Genomic DNA, 18294 nt, shown 5'->3' on the forward strand with positions numbered 1-18294 from the left:
TTCTCCCTGAAAAATGCATCTACTATTTTACTGAATGCCGTCGTTTTTAACCACAAAAAATGTCACGTCATCGATCAAAGACGCTCCCTGACGGTGCGTCTGGAAACTTGTAACAAATCGATCCACTGAATCCACCACTGAAGGAAAATCCTTGTTTGCAGCGATCAAAGCCTTGATAAACTCACGTTCGCCCCACGAAGTTTTTGCGGGATCCTGAATATCCGGAATACCGTCAGTATAGAAGAAGACAGCGTCACCTTCGGCAACCTGGATGCTGGTCTGTTCATAAACGGAATCACGGGCCTGACCCAACCTTGGATTATTCACTTCATTCAACGCCACCAGATCTTTCTTCTTTAAAGTATCCGATGATTTCTTAATCAAGAATGGCGCTTCATGAGAGGCGTTGCAATACACCAGTCTTCCTGTTTGCAAATCAAAAGACGCCAGGAAGAAAGTCATCATGATACGGCCCTTGGAAACATCATAAATAGATCTATTTAAAAGTTCCATCGCCTTCGCCGGAGAAATATCCAATTGCTCGATAATCGTGGAAGCGGATTTTGCAGCACTGGTGATCAAAGCTGCCGGAGCACCGTGGCCTGTTGCATCCCCGATCCACAGGAAAATCTTGTCGCCGACTTTACAGTAATGCCACCAGTCGCCACCGCACTCAGATGCCGGTTCGTAAAATCCTGCAATGGAAAGAGGACCGATTTTAGCGCGCGCCTCTGGGAAAAGAGTTTCCTGCACTGTCTTTGCTGTTTGCAGCTCTGATTCCATACGGGCTTTTTCCGCTGTTTGATCCAACAAACGGGAAACTTCGGCTGCCATCAAATTGAAATTGTCAGCCAGACTTCCCACTTCGTCATTCGAATCCACTTTCACGCGAACATTAAAGTCCCCTTCCGAAACTTTCTTGGTCGCGGTGAACAACTGAGTTAAGGCTTGAGTCAAACCTGTGGACGCGAACAAGCTGATAATCACCGTCAAAGAAATCAAGATACCGAAAAAGATCAAAGATTTTCTGATCAGGATTTGCACGGCACTTAAAGCTTTCGATTTTTCAATCGTCGTCACAACGGTCAAATCACCAAAACCCGCTTTGGAATAAGATACCAGATAATCAACCCCGTTCGCGGCTTTCACCGTCTCCGCCCCTTGCGGGACGCGATTCGTTGGGTCTTTCAAAAAGTTTGGCACCACAACCGTTTTGATATTTTGACCGACCAGGGATTCAGGGCCAAACAAGACAGTCCCGTCCTGAGAGATCAAATACATGTGCTGAGAAGTTGCACCTTTGAACATCTCTGCCGATTCACCCATGCGCACCAGGATCGCAAATACTGTTGCTTTGGTTTTATCCTGATTCCAAACTTTATCCATGATCAAGACGCGGTCATCGTTGAAAGGAACTTTTACGATGCGTGAATTCGCGTCGACTTCAGTAAAGTACATGGGCAATTTTGCCTGGATGGAATTAATAAATCCATCAGCGCCTGATGCCACTTTTTCCAGGAACGCCACTTTCTGATATTGGCCTGCCTCATTCGGAGTGAACACGATCACCGACTCGATACCATCTTCATTATCGAAAATGGATTTTGCCACTGGTGTAAATTTATAAACAGAAAGGTAATCCTGATAAATTGGTTTGGCAGTTCCCAGCACGGCATTGAGCTGTGTCTTAATTTGAGCCGCCATCGTGCCCGACATGGTACTTGACGAGTCAAATACATAAGCAATTTTATCATCTTCAAAGATTCGCAGAGCCAGCACCAGATATGCTGTTAACGTAATCAATGGGATGGAAGTTAGAAGCAAAAGAACTTTATATCTTATTGATAATCCACGTTTTTTCACTAAGTCAGTATGCCTCGTAACAGGTAACCCGAAAAGAAATTCTCATATAAGTTAGCCAAAGGTCTGTAAATTAATTTCCCCACTTAACCGAAGAGTTTCACGGGAGATTTATGTCACGTTTAGGCAAAACTGAGAAAACCATATTTACCGTCGCAGTGATTGCATTACTGCTGTTTTCGTACTTCTTGTACGATGACTCTTTGCTATTCCCAAAAAATGGAAATAGTCAGATGGATTTGATTGGTTCAGTTGCAACCTCTCAAAACGACGTGCGTCGAAAAAACCTGGACACATTCAGCTGGCTTCCAGCAAATCGCGAAGATCGTATCTTCGATAACGATTCCATTTATACTGGTGAGCGTTCGGAGGCGCAAATCCGCCTGCAGGATGGAACTATCATTCGCATTGCTCCGAACTCTTTGATCACTTTGAACATGAAAAATGGTCAGATGATGCTCGACCTTCGCTACGGTAACTTGGTCGGTGACATCAACAAGGGCACCGCTTTGAAAATCAAATCCGGTGAAAAAGAATTCAACCTGGATGGTTCCGGTAAAATCGAATTCAAAAAATCCCACTCTGGCAACGTCGACCTTCGTCTGCTTTCCGGTAACCTGAACTATCAGGACAAGAAGGAACGTAAAACTCTGGAAAAATCCCAACCGGTCGCCGTCTCTCAACAAGGGATGAAGCCGCTGGTTAAACCTGTGATCGAACTGCAAACTGCCAACAACACTGTTTTCGTCAGAGAAAATCCTGACGATCCCATGGCATTTGCATGGCGCGCCCAGGGTAATATCGCGCGTTTTGAAATGGAAGTTTCACCCACGGCAGCCTTTGAGCATGTCGCAGTTCTTAAAGAAACTGCTGAAGGTAAATCCGATGTGGTCGAACCGTTGGAACCAGGTCCTTATTTCTGGCGTGTGAAAGCTTATGAAAAAAATGGAACTGTAGCCCTGTCTGAAGTTCGTCAAATGACCTTGGCTCACCTGGATGCGCCGGTGATCACTGCTCCGGTATCGGATGCCCGCTTCCAGATGGAAGTGGAAACAGATGATCCTTCCAAGCTTTCGATTTCTACTGAAGTTCGCTGGTCTGCAGGTCCCCTGCTTAAAGCTTATCACTGGCAGATTTCCCGTGACGAGCAGTTCACTGCGATCGTTAAAGAAGGCAACTCTGTTCTGCAAAACATCCTGACTCCTCGCCTGGCAACAGGCACTTACTGGGTGCGCGTCAGCGGTGCGACAGTCGAAAAGAAAAACTCCACGTGGTCTGCAGCGGTTCCGTTCACAGTTCAGGTGACTGCGAAAAAAGAACCCATCCCAGAGCGCCCGGAGTTGGTTGCAAAAGACATCAAATTCCGTCTGCCGCGTCCTGAAGAGCGCAGACCTGCCAGTGAAATGGCTCCGAAACTTGAATGGAAACCGGTTTCTCAAACCCGTGGCTATCGTGTTCAGGTTTCCAAAGACATGAGCTTTCAGGCACCTCAAACTTATGAAGTGCCAAGCACTGCAACGCTGTGGTCCCAGGTTGAAAAAGGTCAGCACTATTACCGTGTGTATGCTGTAAGCCCTAAGGGTCAACTCAGCCCACCAAGTGATATCGGCCAAATCACAGTCGATGACATGCGCCCTATTCTGACGGTTCCACAATTGATGGAGCCGTTTAATAACATGTCGATCTTCCTGCAAACCCAGCAAGAACCATTTATCTGGCTGGAGTGGAAAAAAGTTGCCGGTGCAACTGGATATACAGTGGAAGTTTCTAACACTGAGGACTTCTCGAAAATCCTTTATACTTCGACTATGCAGAACAACCGCTTCCTGATTAAGTCCAAAATTCCATTGGGCAAAATCTATTGGCGCGTGCGCGCGGAAGCACAGGGCGACACCCCGTCTGACTGGGCAAAACAACGCGAATTCACAGTTTATCATCAGAAGAACGAAACTTTTGTAAAATGAAAATACAATACTCGCTGTTCGACACCTTGCTAGAGCCGGTCTTTGTTCTGAATGCAGAGCAAAAGGTTATCTATTGCAATGAGACAGCGGCGATTGTCTGTGGTCTTTCTGTCAGAAAGATCACTCGCGGTTCCATGAAGTTTTTGGATCTGTTCACTTTCAGCGAACCCATTGATGGACTGGACAAGCTTATTCACGTGTGCGATCCGACTCCCTACAAAGAAGTGAATTTCCAGACGCCACAGGGTTCGGAAGGTAAAGTGCAACTGACTTTGCAGCCCGTCTTTGATTCCATGGGTGATAAAAACTGGATCGTCTTTGTTCGCGACGTTACTTTGGAAGAACGCCTGCAAAAGAAATATCGCGCCGAGCTTGAACAAAAAGAAGACGTCATCAAAGACCTTGAAGACGCCAAAGTTCAACTGGAAAACTACTCCAAGAACCTCGAAAAAATGGTCGCAGACCGCACGGCGGAGTTGTCACGTTTAAATCAAATGATGACGGCCCTGCTGGATAGTTTAAATCAGGGCTTCCTGATCTTTAACGAAGAAGGTCGCGTGCAGGAGATTACTTCCAGAGCCTGCGAAAACACGATTGAAGACCGTCCCCAGGGAAAAAACATCTGGGATGTGCTAAAACTTCCAGAGAAGAAAGTCGATGGCTTCCAAAAATGGATGAAAACCGTTTTCATGGAAATGCTGCCGTTTGAAGACCTGGCACCATTGGGACCGGAACGCTACCCGCATTCCCAGGGTAATCACATTTCCCTTGAGTACTTCCCTTTGCGCAATGCTGAAGGCAAAATGGAAGGCATCGTGATGGTTGCCTCTGATATCACCAAACTGGTGGAAGCTCAGGAGCAGGCGGAAAAAGACCGCTCTTATGCAAACTTGATCATCAACATGGTTCAAAACAAAAACCAAATCGGTCGCTTCGTGCGCGAATCCGAAGTGATGCTGACGGAACTGCACACAGGTCTTAAATCATCGTGGGAATCCGCGGATGACGAAGCCCTATTCCGTCAACTGCACACTTTAAAAGGTGGCGCTGCCCTGTTTTCCATTCAGGACATGACAGAGTACTGCCACACTGCTGAAACGACATTGGCGGAGTTCAAAGAATCCCGCAATGCAGATCAATATCTGAAGTTGCAGCAGGAAAGCCAACTGGTGCAAAAGTCGTTTGAAAAATTCCTGGATAAAACATCAGAAATTCTGGGTCACAAGGCCCTGTCCCAGGAACGCCAACTGGAAATTCCGGTCAGCAAACTGCAACACACACTCGAGGAAATGCAAAAGCTTCCTCAAGGAACTGCGGCGGCCCGTCTGGTGATGAATGAATTCCTGATGGAGCCGGTAGGTTCATTCTTTACTTCCTACAGTGACGTCGCTCAAAAGGTGGCGGAAAAGCAGGAAAAGCAATTGAATCCTGTGATCTTTAATAATTCAGAAATCAAAGTGTTGCCCGAGATCTATTCAAATCTATTTGCGACCTTCGTGCACTCCTTCCGCAATTCTGTGGATCACGGTATTGAAATGCCGTCGGTGCGCGAGGAAAAAGGCAAACCCACTGCCGGCACGATCACCGTGCAGTTTGATATCTTAAGAAAACCCGACGTGGACTATCTGCAGATCCGCGTGTCTGACGACGGTGCGGGCGTAAATCCGGAAGTCATTCGTTCGAAACTCACAGCCAAAGGCGTGGATGTGTCGAAGGAATCAGACGAACAGGTGATCCAACACATCTTTGACAGCCAATTCTCCACTCGTGAACAGGTCACAGAGACTTCAGGCCGCGGTGTGGGTATGGATGCGATCAAATATGCTGCTGAAAATCTGGGTGGAACAGTTCGCGTGGTTTCTGAAAACGGAAAAGGCACTTCCCTTTTCGTAGAAGTGCCTTTCATCACAGAACTTTTACCAGTCAAAAAATTCAAAGCGGCTTAGAACAACGTCAGCCTGCCTAGCGCAACGTGAAGTAAATTACGAACGCCGCAAATACCGCCCAATGAACAATATCCGCCAAACGATAGACCTTGGCCTCCACTGGCAGGTTACGGCGGGCATTGTTAGGATCTCTGATCAGATCCTGATTGGTGTTGGCCGTTAAATACAGCGCCGCAACCAGGAAACAAATCACTCCCAGAATCAAATTTGCCAGAGTGAAAGAGCGAAATACATTATCCAGATCTTCGGTGATGGATACGCGGCCCACATAAGGCGCAACCAGCACAACGACAACGGACACCACAATCGGCAGTAACATGTACTTCACCACCAGCATGCGCCAGTTTTTCAAAGCATCATTGATACGCGTGTAATTGTGATCCGCACAGATCGCGGTACGACGATAGATTTCAAAAGAAGCTGGTGGCAACAACTCGGGATTAAAAGAGGAAATCGCTTCCAGCACGTACTCACTGCGCTCCAGGATCACGGTGAACTTAAACTTCTCACCTTCTTTCATAATCAAAGTGAACGATCCACCTTGATAAGGCAGATGCGACATCTTCACTTCCTGGATATCGGCGTAGCTGATTTCAATATTCTTTTTGTTTTTACCCAGCATCTGCAGGCGATCCGGAAAGATCGTGACCTGAGTGAACGCCAACGGTTTAAAAAACGAAAACGCCTGGAATAAAATAATCGCCGGCATCGGCAGCGCCAAAGCCATAAAGCTGAAAGCCGTCAGCGGAGTGCCGTCTTCAAAGGCCATCAGAATCAGCGGTACAAAAGGCAATACGAACGCCAATGCCAGGGGGAATAGCAGGTAGTAAAAGACTTTCAGAAGTGTTCTGTCAGAAAGGGTCCTCTTCAGACCCACGCGTGGTGAAAACGTTTGGGATTGTTCCATACCCCTCACTTATTTTGGATTGTGTTTAGTCCATGCTGCTTTAAGTTTGTCTTCAAAAATTTTTGCGGAGAATGGTTTCACGATATACTGGGACACTCCCGCCAAAACGGCTTCGGTCACCTGATCGCGCTCTGATTCAGAAGTCAAAAGCACGAATGGCAGGTTCTGCCACTCTGCGGTTGCGCGCACGTGCTTTAATAATTCCAGGCCCTTCATTTTCGGCATGTTCCAGTCAGAAATGACCAGTTGGATGCTTGAGCCCGGAGTATTGGATTGCATAAGGACTTTCAATCCCTCTTCCCCGTCTCCAGCTTCTTGAATATTTTTAAAGCCCATAGCCTTGAGTGTGTTTTTCACCAAGTCTCTGATAGAGGGCATGTCATCAATTACCAAGATGCGGGTTTCGAGGGGAAACATTGGAACTCCTTCAAACGGTTCCCCTATTTTAGAAAACTCCTCCGACAATTAACAACGGAATTTATGCACCACTCCATGGGGCTGGACTTTTCGCGGGCTCCAACCATAGATAATCCGCCCGGACTCCATACTCTTGATGTGGAGTAATCTCACTCTGAAGCTCCGTCTCACTTAGGTCGGTGGTGTTTACCTGCGAAAACGTAATCACAGGAGTTTGCGGGGAACGCGCACGAATGCGATCTCCCAAACCTCCGCCGAAGCGAGTGTGAAACTCCCCGACAACCACAACCAGCACTTGCTCGGGATGAGCCAGTATATAATCCGTCGCCCGCCACGCCATCGTGTCGTCCCAGATTGATTGAGCCGCGAAATATCGTTCACCGGCTTCAGGGTTTGGCAGATGAGGCATTTGCTCAAGAAAGCGCTTCTTATAAGAATCCCGGCCCAAGGAAAACTGCGGCGGGAGCAACGCACGCTCCTGCTCGCTCAATGCCGGCAGTCCACCTTTGGACACTTTTCCGGTCAAACCCCGCGGAGCATTCAATGCCACAGTTTTCGCACCTTCCGATGCCCGTGCAAACAGCGTCTGCCCTTTATAGAGTTCAAAGGACGGCTTTCCCCAGTTGATCGCTTTTAGAAAATCCGCCTCGCCCAAGCCCCCGGCCCGGTACGCATCCACGTGGGATTGGTCTATATATGTAAAAAATTCCATGCCGACGGAGACCACGTGCCCCAAGTCCCTTAGCCCCTGCATGATTTGGAGCTGTTGACGCTGGTGCTCTGGTAGTCCGTGGTTCTCTCCAACCAGGATAATTGAGCCCGGAGTGACTTTAGAAAGGGACTCAGATAAGGTCGTCTCCTGCAGGTCGTTCCCTCTGAAGATGCCAGTAGATTGAGCATGTGCGCAGGCTGAAACAAGAACGGCTACCAAAAAAAGGTTCAAAGTCTTCATGATTTCCCTCGTAAGACGCAAATTTGTCTGTTGAAGTTTCCGTTTTCCTTTGATACCTTGAGCCCCTTTGAAAAGGTATTGTCATTTTTCGCATGTTACGCGAGGCAATACATATGAAGTTTTAAGAGGTACGAAAATGGCTAAAAAATCAGGAAGAATCATCATCACGCTTGAGTGCACTGAAGCTCGCGGTGAAGGCAAACCAGTTTCTCGTTACACTACAACGAAAAACAAAACTAAGACTCCAAGCCGTCTTGAAAAGAAAAAGTACAATCCAAATTTGAAACGTCACACGGTTCACAGAGAAACTAAGTAATGATTCTTACGGATCAGCAGATTCTCGATTTCATGGAAGAAGGCGCAATTAAAGTTGAGCCCTTCCGCAGAGAATGCCTGGGCACGAACTCATACGATGTTCACTTGGGTAAAACTCTTGCAGTCTATGAAGAGAAAGTGCTGGACGCTAAGAAGCATAACAAGATTCGTACCTTCGAGATTCCGGATGAGGGCTTTGTTCTCATGCCGGATACTTTGTATTTGGGCGTGACTCAGGAATACACTGAGACTCTAAAACACGTTCCATTCCTTGAAGGTAAATCCAGTGTTGGTCGTCTTGGTATCGATATCCATGCGACTGCTGGTAAGGGCGATGTTGGTTTTTGCAACTTCTGGACTCTTGAAATCTCCGTAAAACAACCCGTCAGAGTTTACACTGGAATGCCCATTGGGCAGTTGATCTACTTTGAAGTAAAAGGTGAAATCCTCACGCCATACAACGTGAAGCCTTCTGCTAAGTACAACGAGAAGCTTCCTTTACCAGTGGAATCAATGATGTGGAAAAATTCATTCTAAGATTCTCTCGTCAAATTTTGATCCTGTTAGCTGGAGGAGCGATCCTTTCGCTGAGTGCCTGTGGTGGAACTCTTTCCGATCAGGGAACTGGCATTGATTCCTATACGGAAATCGGCGGAACACTGACGACCGCGACCTCCACCGAAATCAACGGCATCGGCAAAGTTCGTTTTCTAAATCCCCTGGCGGGAGTCTTTACCAATAATTCCTTCGTCTTCAAAGGCCAGCTTGATGGCAGCATTACGACTGCCACGACGACTCTGGTTTTTAACTCCAATGATCTGAATGTCTCTGAAAATTCTGGCATCGCCATCAAATTCACCCGCAACGGCATCAATGTCGGCGTGCAAGTGGGAGTGAATGGCAACTGGGTTACCGTGAGCAGCGCCATCACGCAAATGTATGCGCCGTTGTCTTTGGATTTCGTTATCGACATCCATAACGATACGGGCGGCAGCAATAAAACCCGCGTCTTAATCTGGCGATACACGCCCTATGCGGCTGCCACAGCCGATCTGGATACAAACAGCTCTGGCGACTTAACCGGCCCATACCCAGCAAGCCAGCAGGCCGCCGGCATTTACACCGGCCTTATCGTTAACCAGTCCCGCGTAACAGCCGCGGCTATCGGCACGGCGAAGATTCTGAACTAAGGCATTCAATCAACCACACTAACTTATCTAGTTTCAGATTCGACTTTTTCAGTCAGTCAATACGCCCATTTATCATTAATGCCACGATATCTTTCCCGAGGACATCGTGGTATATTTCACTTCCGAAGCGGAAATGAAATATACCACGATGTCCGCTGTCGAACTTGTCGACAGCTTTTAACTTATCTACCGGTTCGCTCTACAAACAAGAGAACTCCTAAGGAAAATGGTAAATTCGACCATCCAAAATTCCAAGGAATGACCTATGAAAAAGCCGGTACTATTAATCGCCATTTCTGCACTATTGCTTTTGTTCACAACGGCCTGCCAAGAGGGTGTTAAGAAAACCGAAGATGTGCAGATTCATACCTTGGGTGTTTCCGAGTTAGAGCAAATTTCTTCTGATCTAAATACCCATGGTATTGATTTAAAGAAAGAAGCTCCGGTTCTGTTATCCAAAGAGCCTCTTGCAGAGATTCGCGACCTAGAAATCGTCCAAGTGCTATTGGAAAAGTACGCTTTAAAGGCGACAAAGTTACTTGAACTTGGCGATACGAAAGTCGTTCTTTTTCCTGAAAAAGAAAAAATCTTTAACTACAGAAAAAAGGTCTATCGCTATTTGGGCGATGTTTATGCAAGACAAATCGCAAACAGCGTCGCACTGGCAGTGGAAAATCGTGAAGTTGGATATGCCGAAATGGAAACTCGCCACCGAATCTTCACTCGCATGATTATCACCTACATTGACAGCGGTGTTAGCCTAGATTCCATCCAAAAGGGAACATACGGTGAAGTTATCAAAACTATGAGTTCGGACTCTTTGAAAGCGTGCATTGCCTCCAGCAAGGACACTCTTGGTAACTCGACTCGAATTGTAGAGCTTGGTGTGAAGTACGACGGTTTCGATATTCCGAACTTCAATGAGGCCTTCGAGTCATTGCCGACCGTTGCCTACGTGTTTGCGAGCATTGAAAAGTTAATGTCAGAAGAGTTGAAACTCCGCGAGTTAAAACAATAGTCTGTGATGAAATCGCTGGTTCTTCTTTTTCTTATAATATCTCAAACCACCTTTGCAGCGGAGAGTTCTCTGACAGAGAAGATCAGCGGGTATTTGCCGAATGCTGTCTCGATGGATTTGGCGATGAACGAAACCTCGGTGTTTCTGGTGGATCGCGACACTATCAAATCCCCCAACTCGAGCGTTTCCAACAGCGAAGGCATCGGCAGCCTGGCCAATGCCATTAGCCTTAGCATGGCCCCAAGTAAAAACCGCGACAAAGGATTTGGAACGAAGATCTCTCCGGAAGTCACCTTCGCGTTTAACAACTTACGCTTCAATAGCGCTGCCGTTTTATTGGATAGCACTGATTTCCAAATACTTCGAACCAGTTTGGGAGTTTCTGCCGAACTGAACTACAAGATGGATATCGGAACGATCTATACGTCGATCGGCCTCGGCGGTTCCTACAGTTGGATTTCCTGGTCCTCCCCGGCTTCCGGGGGCGCAATTTCGGGTGTGAATAAGAACTTCACCCTGGGCGCTGGCTATTATACCTACTTGACTGAAACTCTTCTGGTAAAATTATTCGCCCGGTTTATTTCCGAAGACGACAACGTTTGGAACAAAGCCCTCGACACCTCACAGGGATTCGATGTCCCTGTTCAAGCGGTCGTGAATACTCTGGCTGGAGTTTCCCTGGCTTATACTTTCCAATAAAAAAGGGAGCCTGTTCGCTCCCTTTTTTTTACCAATTTATTCTTTGACGATGGGAGCATCGACATAGATGCCTTGGCTGTCTTCACCGATGCCAAATCCTTGCGAGCGCAGAAAGTTCAACATGGCGGGATACTTTGCCGTTTCCATTCTATAACGGATTCTAACTCCTGCTTTATATAGAATACCGTTATTGTTTAGACCATACAGATTGCCGGGAGCTTTCGGCGACAGCGAATTTGTAGTGTGGATTTTAACACTGCACTTGCTGTACTTCCAATCCCTCCCAAATACTTTCTCTTTGCCGACCATTTTCGTGGTGAATATCTCGATTCGTCTTTCATCTGATCCCCAATATTGTCCATCGGTAGGACATGCTACTGAGTTTTCAGATTTCATTTCTTTAAGCTTATAACCTATAGGGGCAAATTCCTTGGCTTCAATACGAACTTCCCCATTGCTAAGACGTTGACCTGAGGCAATTCTTGTTTGCTCGTTAACGTAAATAAATACATTATTAAGGTAAGTGCCTTGACCAATCACAAAGCTATGACTGCAAGGACCGTTATATTTACAACGAATTTCAACGTGCTGAGCCTGAACACCGGCTTGAATTTCAACCTTGGCCGGATCTCCCTCCCAGCTTGAAACAAAACTGAAGTTTTTTAATACAGCACCCGGACCGACATAAGACCCACCTGCTATTTGTGATTGAAGATCAATATAGGCAGAGCTTGCTACCTGAGCGCTCGCTGCGATCATACCGCCACCATAAGGATGGGCTTGGTAGGTGAAAGAGGTTTCCTCGATATCGCCATTACGTCTTTCAATTTCCTCGGTCGCGACATAAAAATCTGTCAGGACTTGAACTTCTTTCGCCGTCAATTGGCGGGCGATGCCTTTAACCTGCTCTTGTCCGATCGCGATAAATGCCTTAAGCCCCGTGGTAAAGCGAGCAATCGCTGAATAGTTTTTTCCACCATTATTATCGCGCAAAGTAGTCAGTCGTTCATGAATCAAAAGCATGGCCTGATCACGGATAGTCAGACGAAGGAACAAAGGCTCCACCAAGAATGTTTCATGGCCTGCAGTACACGCCACACTTTGCACCGAAGCGCCATCTGGAAGATTGTAGGACTTTTTTCCACCCGGAGCGCAGAAGTTCGCCAACTCCTGAGCGGATTGCACGGCGTAAAATCTTAGGTCATTGTCTTTGGGATTAACCAAAAGTTCCATCTGCTTGATGATTGCGTTCTCCCCGTTTGAAAGACGCTCAAGAGTTTTTACGCTGAATCTTCCATACTGCAGAATCGCCTGAATAATGCGCGGATTAATGGATCTCATCGGAGGCATGTTGTTTGGTTGATTTCCGCTGTGATCCAAAAATGGATCAGCCAAAACAACTTGATCGTTCGGAAGAACAACAACGTCGCCGCCACCGCCATTGCTTGGGCCCATTTGTGCCAAAGCAGTTAGTGAAAATGCCGAAACCAATAAAGACAGAAACGCTTGTTTCATGTTCAGAACTCCTTGAATGAAAAGGGTTCTAGCATAGTGATGCGATGCGCGTAAATTAATTATTAACTAATTAATTGTGTTTTCCTTAATCATTTGATTAATTGCGCGCCATGACTGACATCTTCCTTTTCAAAAAACCCGTGGATTTCGTGAAGGCCTATATTGAAAGCCTTTCGCCGGTGGAACGTCGTGGAATCAATGGCCGCTTATCCAAGGCCGCTGGGGTTTTTCCTTCGTATTTCAGTCTGATTTTAAGTGGGGAGCGCTCATTAAACACAGAGCAGGCTCTGGGAATCGCAAACTTTATGTTACTGGGGACCTGGCAAAAACGTTACTTCCTAAGAATGGCGGATTTTGATCGAGCGGGTTCTGAAGAATTGCGTCTGGAATTATCCCGCGAATTGGAAGAGTTGCGCTTAAAGCACCATCAGATTTCCGGCGTGGTTCCCCATGAAAATGTTTTATTGTCTTCGGAAGACACGACACGTTTTTACTCTTCATGGATATATGCCGCCATTCGCTTGGCTTGTGTTTTACCTGAAAGCAACTCCCTCGAAGACATCGCTAAACGCCTGGGCATTCCGCTGAAAGAGTGTTCTGAAGCGATGGATTTTCTTCTGGATAAGGGCCTTTGCATTCAAGACGGAACTCGCTTCAATGTGGGCCCGACCCACATGCACTTAGGCCATGATTCTTATCAAATCGGTTCACACCACAGTCAGTGGCGTCTGCAGGCGATGTCCCGTCACACTTCGATGGAAAGCGCGCGCGAGCTTGCCTACAGTCTGGCGATTTGTCTTTCCAAAGAAGACGTCATGAAAGTGCGCAGCCTTCTGCTTGATTCCATCAAGAAAGTCCGGGAAGTTTCCGACCCTTCACCGTCGGAAACTCTTTATCTTTTAAATTTGGATTGGCTTGAAGTTTAGTTAATCAGATCTTCTGCTGGAAGCTCCGGAATAGTTGCAGCCGTTGAGGCGTTGCTCATATCCGCGATGTATCCCAGGATGCGTGCGAGCTGACCGCGGTCGGCGGCTACTTCCCAGTTGTGGGGTTTGCCCTTCCAGCGCAGGAACCACGTCGCTTTTTCTTTTAGCGTTGTTGGTGCCTTACCGTAGCGAAGCAGGAACATAAAGACGGATTCCAGATCTTTGGAAGCCACTTGGTCCCCGGCATATTGCTTTAACAGATCAGAAAACAAATCGAACGCTTTTGAAGCTTCGTATCGGGTCAGATACCCGTCGTTATCCATATCAAATCGCGCGAACAGAACTTCCACGTACTGGATGGCGTGAGGCACCTGTGCCAGGTCCGCAAGCTTTGTGGTGCGTGACGAGTTCGGAACATATCCTGAAGACTTAAAGATGTTATTGATAAACTCAAGCGTCAGGTCTTTGTTCGCGCCTTTTAAGTAACGACGGAATGCAGGCGTCGCCGTCATATTATCCATCAACGAGAAGCGATACGCGTTGGCTGCGCAATCAACCTTCACCATTTTTTCTACTTTAAACTGACCGGTTTTTTTGTTTTTTACGTTTTGCTCAAACAGGCAGTTCTCTGGCAAAGACAAAGTCAGCATTCCGTTCACCGTCACACCCGACCACAACATGCCCACAAGATCCGTCAGCTCCGTAAAGGACGCGTACTTGTTACCGTCAGAGTGAGGCATGAAAATATTGGCATCACGGAAACGCGCATCCCCGAAGGTGTCGTTTTCAGGTTCCAGCATCGCCAGATCCACGAAGAACGGCTTCACTGTTCTAAAAACAGCGTTTACTTCTTCCAAAGTCACACCCGCATAAGCTTTGATGCGACTTAGGTTTCCGGCAAAAGAGCGCATCATGATACGCGCCAAAGCACGGTTCAAATTCAGCTGGCTCATGGAAGCACGGTCATAAACCTGCGGCAGTTCGCGGGAGATGAACAGGCGCCCCTTTTCATCAATAGTCAAGGGAGCCGGAGTATCAACAACGTAGCCCAGTTCTTTTAAGCCCTCTCGCAAAGACGAAGAGCTATCCGGGTTGGTGCGGGCTTTCTCGATGGCTGCTGCAAAATCCCGCGGGCGAAGTCCTTCGTTTTTGTTGAACTTGCGAGTTAGCTTGGAAAAGAAAATCTCGGTATCAATCCAGATTTGCACTTCATCACGCAACAACTCCACAGAGTGCATGGTGATAGCGTTAGGAATGTAGTTTTCCAGACGGTCCTCAGGTGCAACCAATACATTGTTCACGGCAAGGTTCAAAATCGGTTTCAACGTATCGAGCTTGAAGTTATCCGGAAGGTGACCTGCTTGCTTTAAGCGATTGGCAATTTGCAGGATCTCTTTCATGGAAAGCTGATGGCTGGCTTTTTTAACCAGGATCTCGCGCACCAGATTCAAACTTTGATTCGAGAAAACTGACATGGAACGCAGGCTGCGAATGTCTTCCATGGGCTGCCCTGCCACAAAGTAATGGTGATATAAAGCACTCATGTACACACGAGCGCCAATCGCCATTAACGGACTCCAGATTTTTTTGGACAAGGAAGAGTCATTCCCGCCGAAGACCATGTTTTTGGCATCCACGATCATCGGCATCAGTTTTTGCAGTTGATCACTCATCGGAACATAGTCTTTGGAGGATTCGCCGTCCCTAGGTTTGTGCGGATACAAAGCTTCGTACTCGCGCAACAAGACAACCAAATCATTCAGATCGTAAGGCCCCTCTACCAAGGCGCCTAGTTCGTTTCCGGAATTTTCCAATACCGTCTGAGCATCAGCAAAATACTTTTGGGCCTCTTCATAAGAGTACATCTGAGGATCCCAGTCGCGGCTATAAATCGGATAGTATGGAAGAAAACGCTCGACCAAAAGTTTCAGTCTGTTCACCTTCATACGCGCTGTTTTGAAATCACCCGTCGTGAAGGAATCCATGCTGCCACCAAAGATCAGCTGTTTTACCTTCATGGATTCCAAAATCATTTTCGGGCTGACTTTAAATGCCGGCCAGACTTTGGAAAACGTCATCAAAAGATCGTTCACTTCCTCGCGGGAAACAACACCCTCTGGTTTTTCCGCAACCAAGTCCTGGAATACAGACAGAACGTCTTCCATCGTGCGCGCAAGATAAGTCAGACGGTAACCAGTGTCGGTTTCTGGAACCTGCTCGATAAAATAATAGTAGCGCAGATATTGGATGTAACCACGAGCCCCCAAAAGACTGAAACGACGCCATTCATTTGGAGCAATGGCATGTTCATTTCCACCCGCCAGGGCTTTTTTAACTTTTTTAACCACCGGCATGTAAGTGCGAACCACTTCCACTCCGGACCAGTCGTCATCTAAAGCCAGGGACAATTCATTTAGGAAAGTGACGAAATCAGACATGTTATAGGCCTGACCATTTTTCTCGATGTGATTGGCCAAGGCGCGCGCGGAGTTTTGAAGTTCCTTATTCGCGTCCTCGAAGAACTGCATGTCCTTTTGAACCTGATTCGTTTCAGAAACGGACCACTTCAAAACCATGATCTTCATGTACGGATTCATGCGCAGGGTGATGCCATTCAAAAGCGCAAAAACTTCCTGAAGACGCGTCAGTTCTTTTTGTGTCAAAAACTCGACATTACCTCCCAGGAACAACTGCTTTAGCTTCATGAACTCCAGTTGCAGTTCTTTACTGATATGGGGCGACTTGGTCTGATCCATGAAGTTTTTTTCGATGAACGTCGCCAGTTCCTGAGACGTATAGCGGGACTTGTCACTGCCACGAACGTAGCGCTGAAAGCTTTGAACAGCTCCACCCAGGCAGCTCCACAGGGCATTGATTTCGCCGTCTTTCGCTTCGCCTGCGATAAAGTCGCGCATGGCAGAGCTGGTGTCAGACAAACAAGACGCTCCGGCATATTCGTGAGCTTTGGTTTCTGGAGGTGCCTCGCCGATTTTAGAATCACAGCCGGCAGTAAATGCCGTCACAGCTGACAACAAAACCGCGAGCAAAGTGTTTTTAGAAAACATAAGTCATGCCTCCATAGAAACGGTCGTTGGCGCGGAATTGGTTCAGGAAACTTGAAGTCTTATAGCCTTCATCCTGAACTCCCAGAACGTCACCACCCAACACCACGGCCCATTTCTGCGTGGGGAAGTATTGAAACTCGGTATTCAACAGGGAACCCCGTTGATCATAGTCGTAAAGATACTTAATACGCGTCACCAGTGGACGTTTGAACCACGTTGCCACCTGACCTTCCAGGCGCAACATCAAACTGTTGGTGAATTTCATACGGGAATCATACAGCGTGAAATCGTCAGCATCGCCCGTGGCTGTGATATCCTGAATCCCCCCACCGACCACTTTCAGGTATGCCACCTGAACCGCGATCGCGCGAGTTATGATATCGGTCAGAACAAAGTCCGCTGCGACAGAGTAAGCCTGTAAAGGCTCAAGCTTTTGCATCACCCATTCTTCATCGGGATAACGAACCTCTGGTTCATCGTGCAACACCGACAAAGTGGTTTTCACAGCTTTAAAGGAATATCCCAAATCGACAGAGGCAATTTTGTGATACGTGACGGCTGGTGATACTGTGACGTCAAGTTTATCATCGGAAGTTTGCTTGAATGCCTGACGCTTTAAAATCAAATCATTTACTGGCAGATATCCCGCACTGGCGACAACCCAAGTCCCCTTGGATTTATCCCCCAAACGGGTCATCAGCGATGCGCCACCGTTATTTACAAGCTTCGCTTGTTCAGGAATATCCAGCTTGTAGTAAATCGTATTGATGCGCGAGTTGAAATCATAATTGCGGGAAGGTGCACGGTACCAGCGGCTGTCAGCAACCAGGCCCCCACCCTCTTCACGAACATCGGGACCCATGCTTGGAATAAACATAGGCGTGACCATCGCCATAACCTGATAGTTCTTTTGGTTATAATCAAAAAATATCCCGGTCAGACCTTCCTCTTCAGGACGAAGAGAATCCAAATTCAAATACGGTTGCCACAACCCCAGGTTCCAGCGGTGATCGATATCACTCCAGTCCTTTTTCTTGCGGCCGGCAAAAACCTTGAACGTCTCACCTTTCGAAGCGATGTAAGCTTCATGCATGATCATGTGAGTTTGACCGCGGGAGAAATAAGTTCCCCCGGTCACATCGAAAGCGGCATCCAACCAACTGGTTTCTTTAAGAACGGAAAGGCGCGCGGAGAGAAGTTGACTGTAAGTGAGGCGCGGAGCATCCGGAACCGGTGTGAAGTATTGCATGCCTTCCAAACGGATCTGGCCGTAAACGTGGGCAGGCCTTGAATCATCTGATTTCTCAGGATTCTTAATCGTGCTGATGCCTTCAGCTTTTGGCAGCTTAAGGCTTGATTCGGCAGCTATGGAATTGGAACCTGCAAAAACACTGATAAACAGCGCCAGCAGATAGGTTTTTCCCCTCACGTTTCCCTCTGGATTTAAGTCCAGGCGGTAGAAGATAATAAGAGCGAAAGGGAGTCAACGACACCCTGTTTCCCAAACAGTTCTAATCGAA

Annotated in this window: 15 protein-coding genes; 8 read left to right on the forward strand and 7 right to left on the reverse strand. The window is 47.2% G+C overall.

The window, feature by feature from the left end:
* Positions 1–27: 27 nt before the first annotated feature.
* Entirely contained in the window at positions 28–1824 is a 1797-nt protein-coding gene (locus ACLWNV_RS11495) for a SpoIIE family protein phosphatase (protein ID WP_413584581.1), read from the reverse strand.
* A 149-nt stretch (positions 1825–1973) separates the two neighbouring features.
* Between ACLWNV_RS11495 and ACLWNV_RS11500 the strand changes: the two genes are divergently transcribed.
* Together ACLWNV_RS11500 and ACLWNV_RS11505 are read left to right on the forward strand one after the other, a co-directional pair.
* Positions 1974–3824, forward strand: coding sequence for a FecR domain-containing protein (locus ACLWNV_RS11500; protein WP_413584582.1), 1851 nt, complete (start codon positions 1974–1976; stop codon positions 3822–3824).
* Complete coding sequence (locus ACLWNV_RS11505; protein WP_413584583.1) at positions 3821–5770, forward strand: ATP-binding protein; 1950 nt, start codon at positions 3821–3823, stop codon at positions 5768–5770. The genes ACLWNV_RS11500 and ACLWNV_RS11505 overlap by 4 nt, the downstream gene beginning before the upstream one ends.
* Positions 5771–5786: 16 nt before the next feature.
* Here the strand turns inward: ACLWNV_RS11505 and ACLWNV_RS11510 are convergent, their stop codons facing one another.
* The 3 genes from ACLWNV_RS11510 to ACLWNV_RS11520 form a co-directional block, all read right to left on the reverse strand.
* Complete coding sequence (locus tag ACLWNV_RS11510; RefSeq protein WP_413584584.1) at positions 5787–6677, reverse strand: hypothetical protein; 891 nt, start codon at positions 6675–6677, stop codon at positions 5787–5789.
* Between the two features lie 9 nt (positions 6678–6686).
* Positions 6687–7094: a response regulator gene (locus tag ACLWNV_RS11515; RefSeq protein WP_413584585.1), complete on the reverse strand. Its 408-nt coding sequence runs from the start codon at positions 7092–7094 to the stop codon at positions 6687–6689.
* A gap of 61 nt (positions 7095–7155) precedes the next feature.
* Positions 7156–8046, reverse strand: a complete 891-nt coding sequence (locus ACLWNV_RS11520) for a ChaN family lipoprotein (protein ID WP_413584586.1) — start codon at positions 8044–8046, stop codon at positions 7156–7158.
* 136 nt (positions 8047–8182) lie between these two features.
* On the opposite strand from ACLWNV_RS11520, the gene rpmG reads away from it, so the two are divergent.
* From rpmG to ACLWNV_RS11545, 5 genes are all read left to right on the forward strand, one after another.
* On the forward strand, positions 8183–8362 hold the full coding sequence (gene rpmG / locus ACLWNV_RS11525) for a 50S ribosomal protein L33 (RefSeq protein ID WP_142700722.1): 180 nt from the start codon (positions 8183–8185) through the stop codon (positions 8360–8362).
* A complete protein-coding gene (dcd, locus tag ACLWNV_RS11530; protein ID WP_413584587.1) occupies positions 8362–8898 on the forward strand; it encodes a dCTP deaminase in 537 nt (178 codons plus the stop codon). The genes rpmG and dcd overlap by 1 nt, the downstream gene beginning before the upstream one ends.
* On the forward strand, positions 8880–9551 hold the full coding sequence (locus ACLWNV_RS11535) for a hypothetical protein (RefSeq protein ID WP_413584588.1): 672 nt from the start codon (positions 8880–8882) through the stop codon (positions 9549–9551). Before dcd ends, ACLWNV_RS11535 begins: the two co-directional genes overlap by 19 nt.
* A 265-nt stretch (positions 9552–9816) precedes the next feature.
* Entirely contained in the window at positions 9817–10569 is a 753-nt protein-coding gene (locus ACLWNV_RS11540; RefSeq protein ID WP_413584589.1) for a hypothetical protein, read from the forward strand.
* A 6-nt stretch (positions 10570–10575) separates the two neighbouring features.
* Complete coding sequence (locus ACLWNV_RS11545) at positions 10576–11268, forward strand: hypothetical protein (protein WP_413584590.1); 693 nt, start codon at positions 10576–10578, stop codon at positions 11266–11268.
* A 36-nt stretch (positions 11269–11304) separates the two neighbouring features.
* On the opposite strand, the gene ACLWNV_RS11550 is transcribed toward ACLWNV_RS11545, so the two are convergent.
* Complete coding sequence (locus ACLWNV_RS11550; RefSeq protein ID WP_413584591.1) at positions 11305–12783, reverse strand: hypothetical protein; 1479 nt, start codon at positions 12781–12783, stop codon at positions 11305–11307.
* Positions 12784–12893: 110 nt separating this feature from the next.
* Here ACLWNV_RS11550 and ACLWNV_RS11555 point away from each other — a divergent pair, with 110 nt between their 5' ends.
* Positions 12894–13709 (forward strand): TIGR02147 family protein, encoded by an 816-nt coding sequence (locus ACLWNV_RS11555; protein ID WP_413584592.1) that lies wholly within the window; start codon positions 12894–12896, stop codon positions 13707–13709.
* Here ACLWNV_RS11555 and ACLWNV_RS11560 read toward each other — a convergent pair.
* On the reverse strand, positions 13706–16774 hold the full coding sequence (locus ACLWNV_RS11560; RefSeq protein WP_413584593.1) for a hypothetical protein: 3069 nt from the start codon (positions 16772–16774) through the stop codon (positions 13706–13708). The genes ACLWNV_RS11555 and ACLWNV_RS11560 overlap by 4 nt on opposite strands.
* Positions 16764–18203: a transposase gene (locus tag ACLWNV_RS11565; RefSeq protein ID WP_413584594.1), complete on the reverse strand. Its 1440-nt coding sequence runs from the start codon at positions 18201–18203 to the stop codon at positions 16764–16766. Before ACLWNV_RS11565 ends, ACLWNV_RS11560 begins: the two co-directional genes overlap by 11 nt.
* Between the last annotated feature and the right edge of the window lie 91 nt (positions 18204–18294).

The sequence above is a fragment of the Bdellovibrio sp. HCB274 genome (genome assembly GCF_047306075.1).
Classification (GTDB): domain Bacteria; phylum Bdellovibrionota; class Bdellovibrionia; order Bdellovibrionales; family Bdellovibrionaceae; genus Bdellovibrio.

Bases quoted from the DNA above. Each gene is read 5' to 3' on its own strand.
- ACLWNV_RS11555 (WP_413584592.1), top strand. From the start codon at position 12,894: ATGACTGACATCTTCCTTTTCAAAAAACCCGTGGATTTCGTGAAGGCC.
- ACLWNV_RS11560 (WP_413584593.1), bottom strand. From the start codon at position 16,774: ATGTTTTCTAAAAACACTTTGCTCGCGGTTTTGTTGTCAGCTGTGACG.
- ACLWNV_RS11540 (WP_413584589.1), top strand. From the start codon at position 9,817: ATGAAAAAGCCGGTACTATTAATCGCCATTTCTGCACTATTGCTTTTG.
- ACLWNV_RS11520 (WP_413584586.1), bottom strand. From the start codon at position 8,046: ATGAAGACTTTGAACCTTTTTTTGGTAGCCGTTCTTGTTTCAGCCTGC.
- dcd (WP_413584587.1), top strand. From the start codon at position 8,362: ATGATTCTTACGGATCAGCAGATTCTCGATTTCATGGAAGAAGGCGCA.
- ACLWNV_RS11515 (WP_413584585.1), bottom strand. From the start codon at position 7,094: ATGTTTCCCCTCGAAACCCGCATCTTGGTAATTGATGACATGCCCTCT.
- rpmG (WP_142700722.1), top strand. From the start codon at position 8,183: ATGGCTAAAAAATCAGGAAGAATCATCATCACGCTTGAGTGCACTGAA.
- ACLWNV_RS11545 (WP_413584590.1), top strand. From the start codon at position 10,576: ATGAAATCGCTGGTTCTTCTTTTTCTTATAATATCTCAAACCACCTTT.
- ACLWNV_RS11510 (WP_413584584.1), bottom strand. From the start codon at position 6,677: ATGGAACAATCCCAAACGTTTTCACCACGCGTGGGTCTGAAGAGGACC.
- ACLWNV_RS11550 (WP_413584591.1), bottom strand. From the start codon at position 12,783: ATGAAACAAGCGTTTCTGTCTTTATTGGTTTCGGCATTTTCACTAACT.
- ACLWNV_RS11505 (WP_413584583.1), top strand. From the start codon at position 3,821: ATGAAAATACAATACTCGCTGTTCGACACCTTGCTAGAGCCGGTCTTT.
- ACLWNV_RS11500 (WP_413584582.1), top strand. From the start codon at position 1,974: ATGTCACGTTTAGGCAAAACTGAGAAAACCATATTTACCGTCGCAGTG.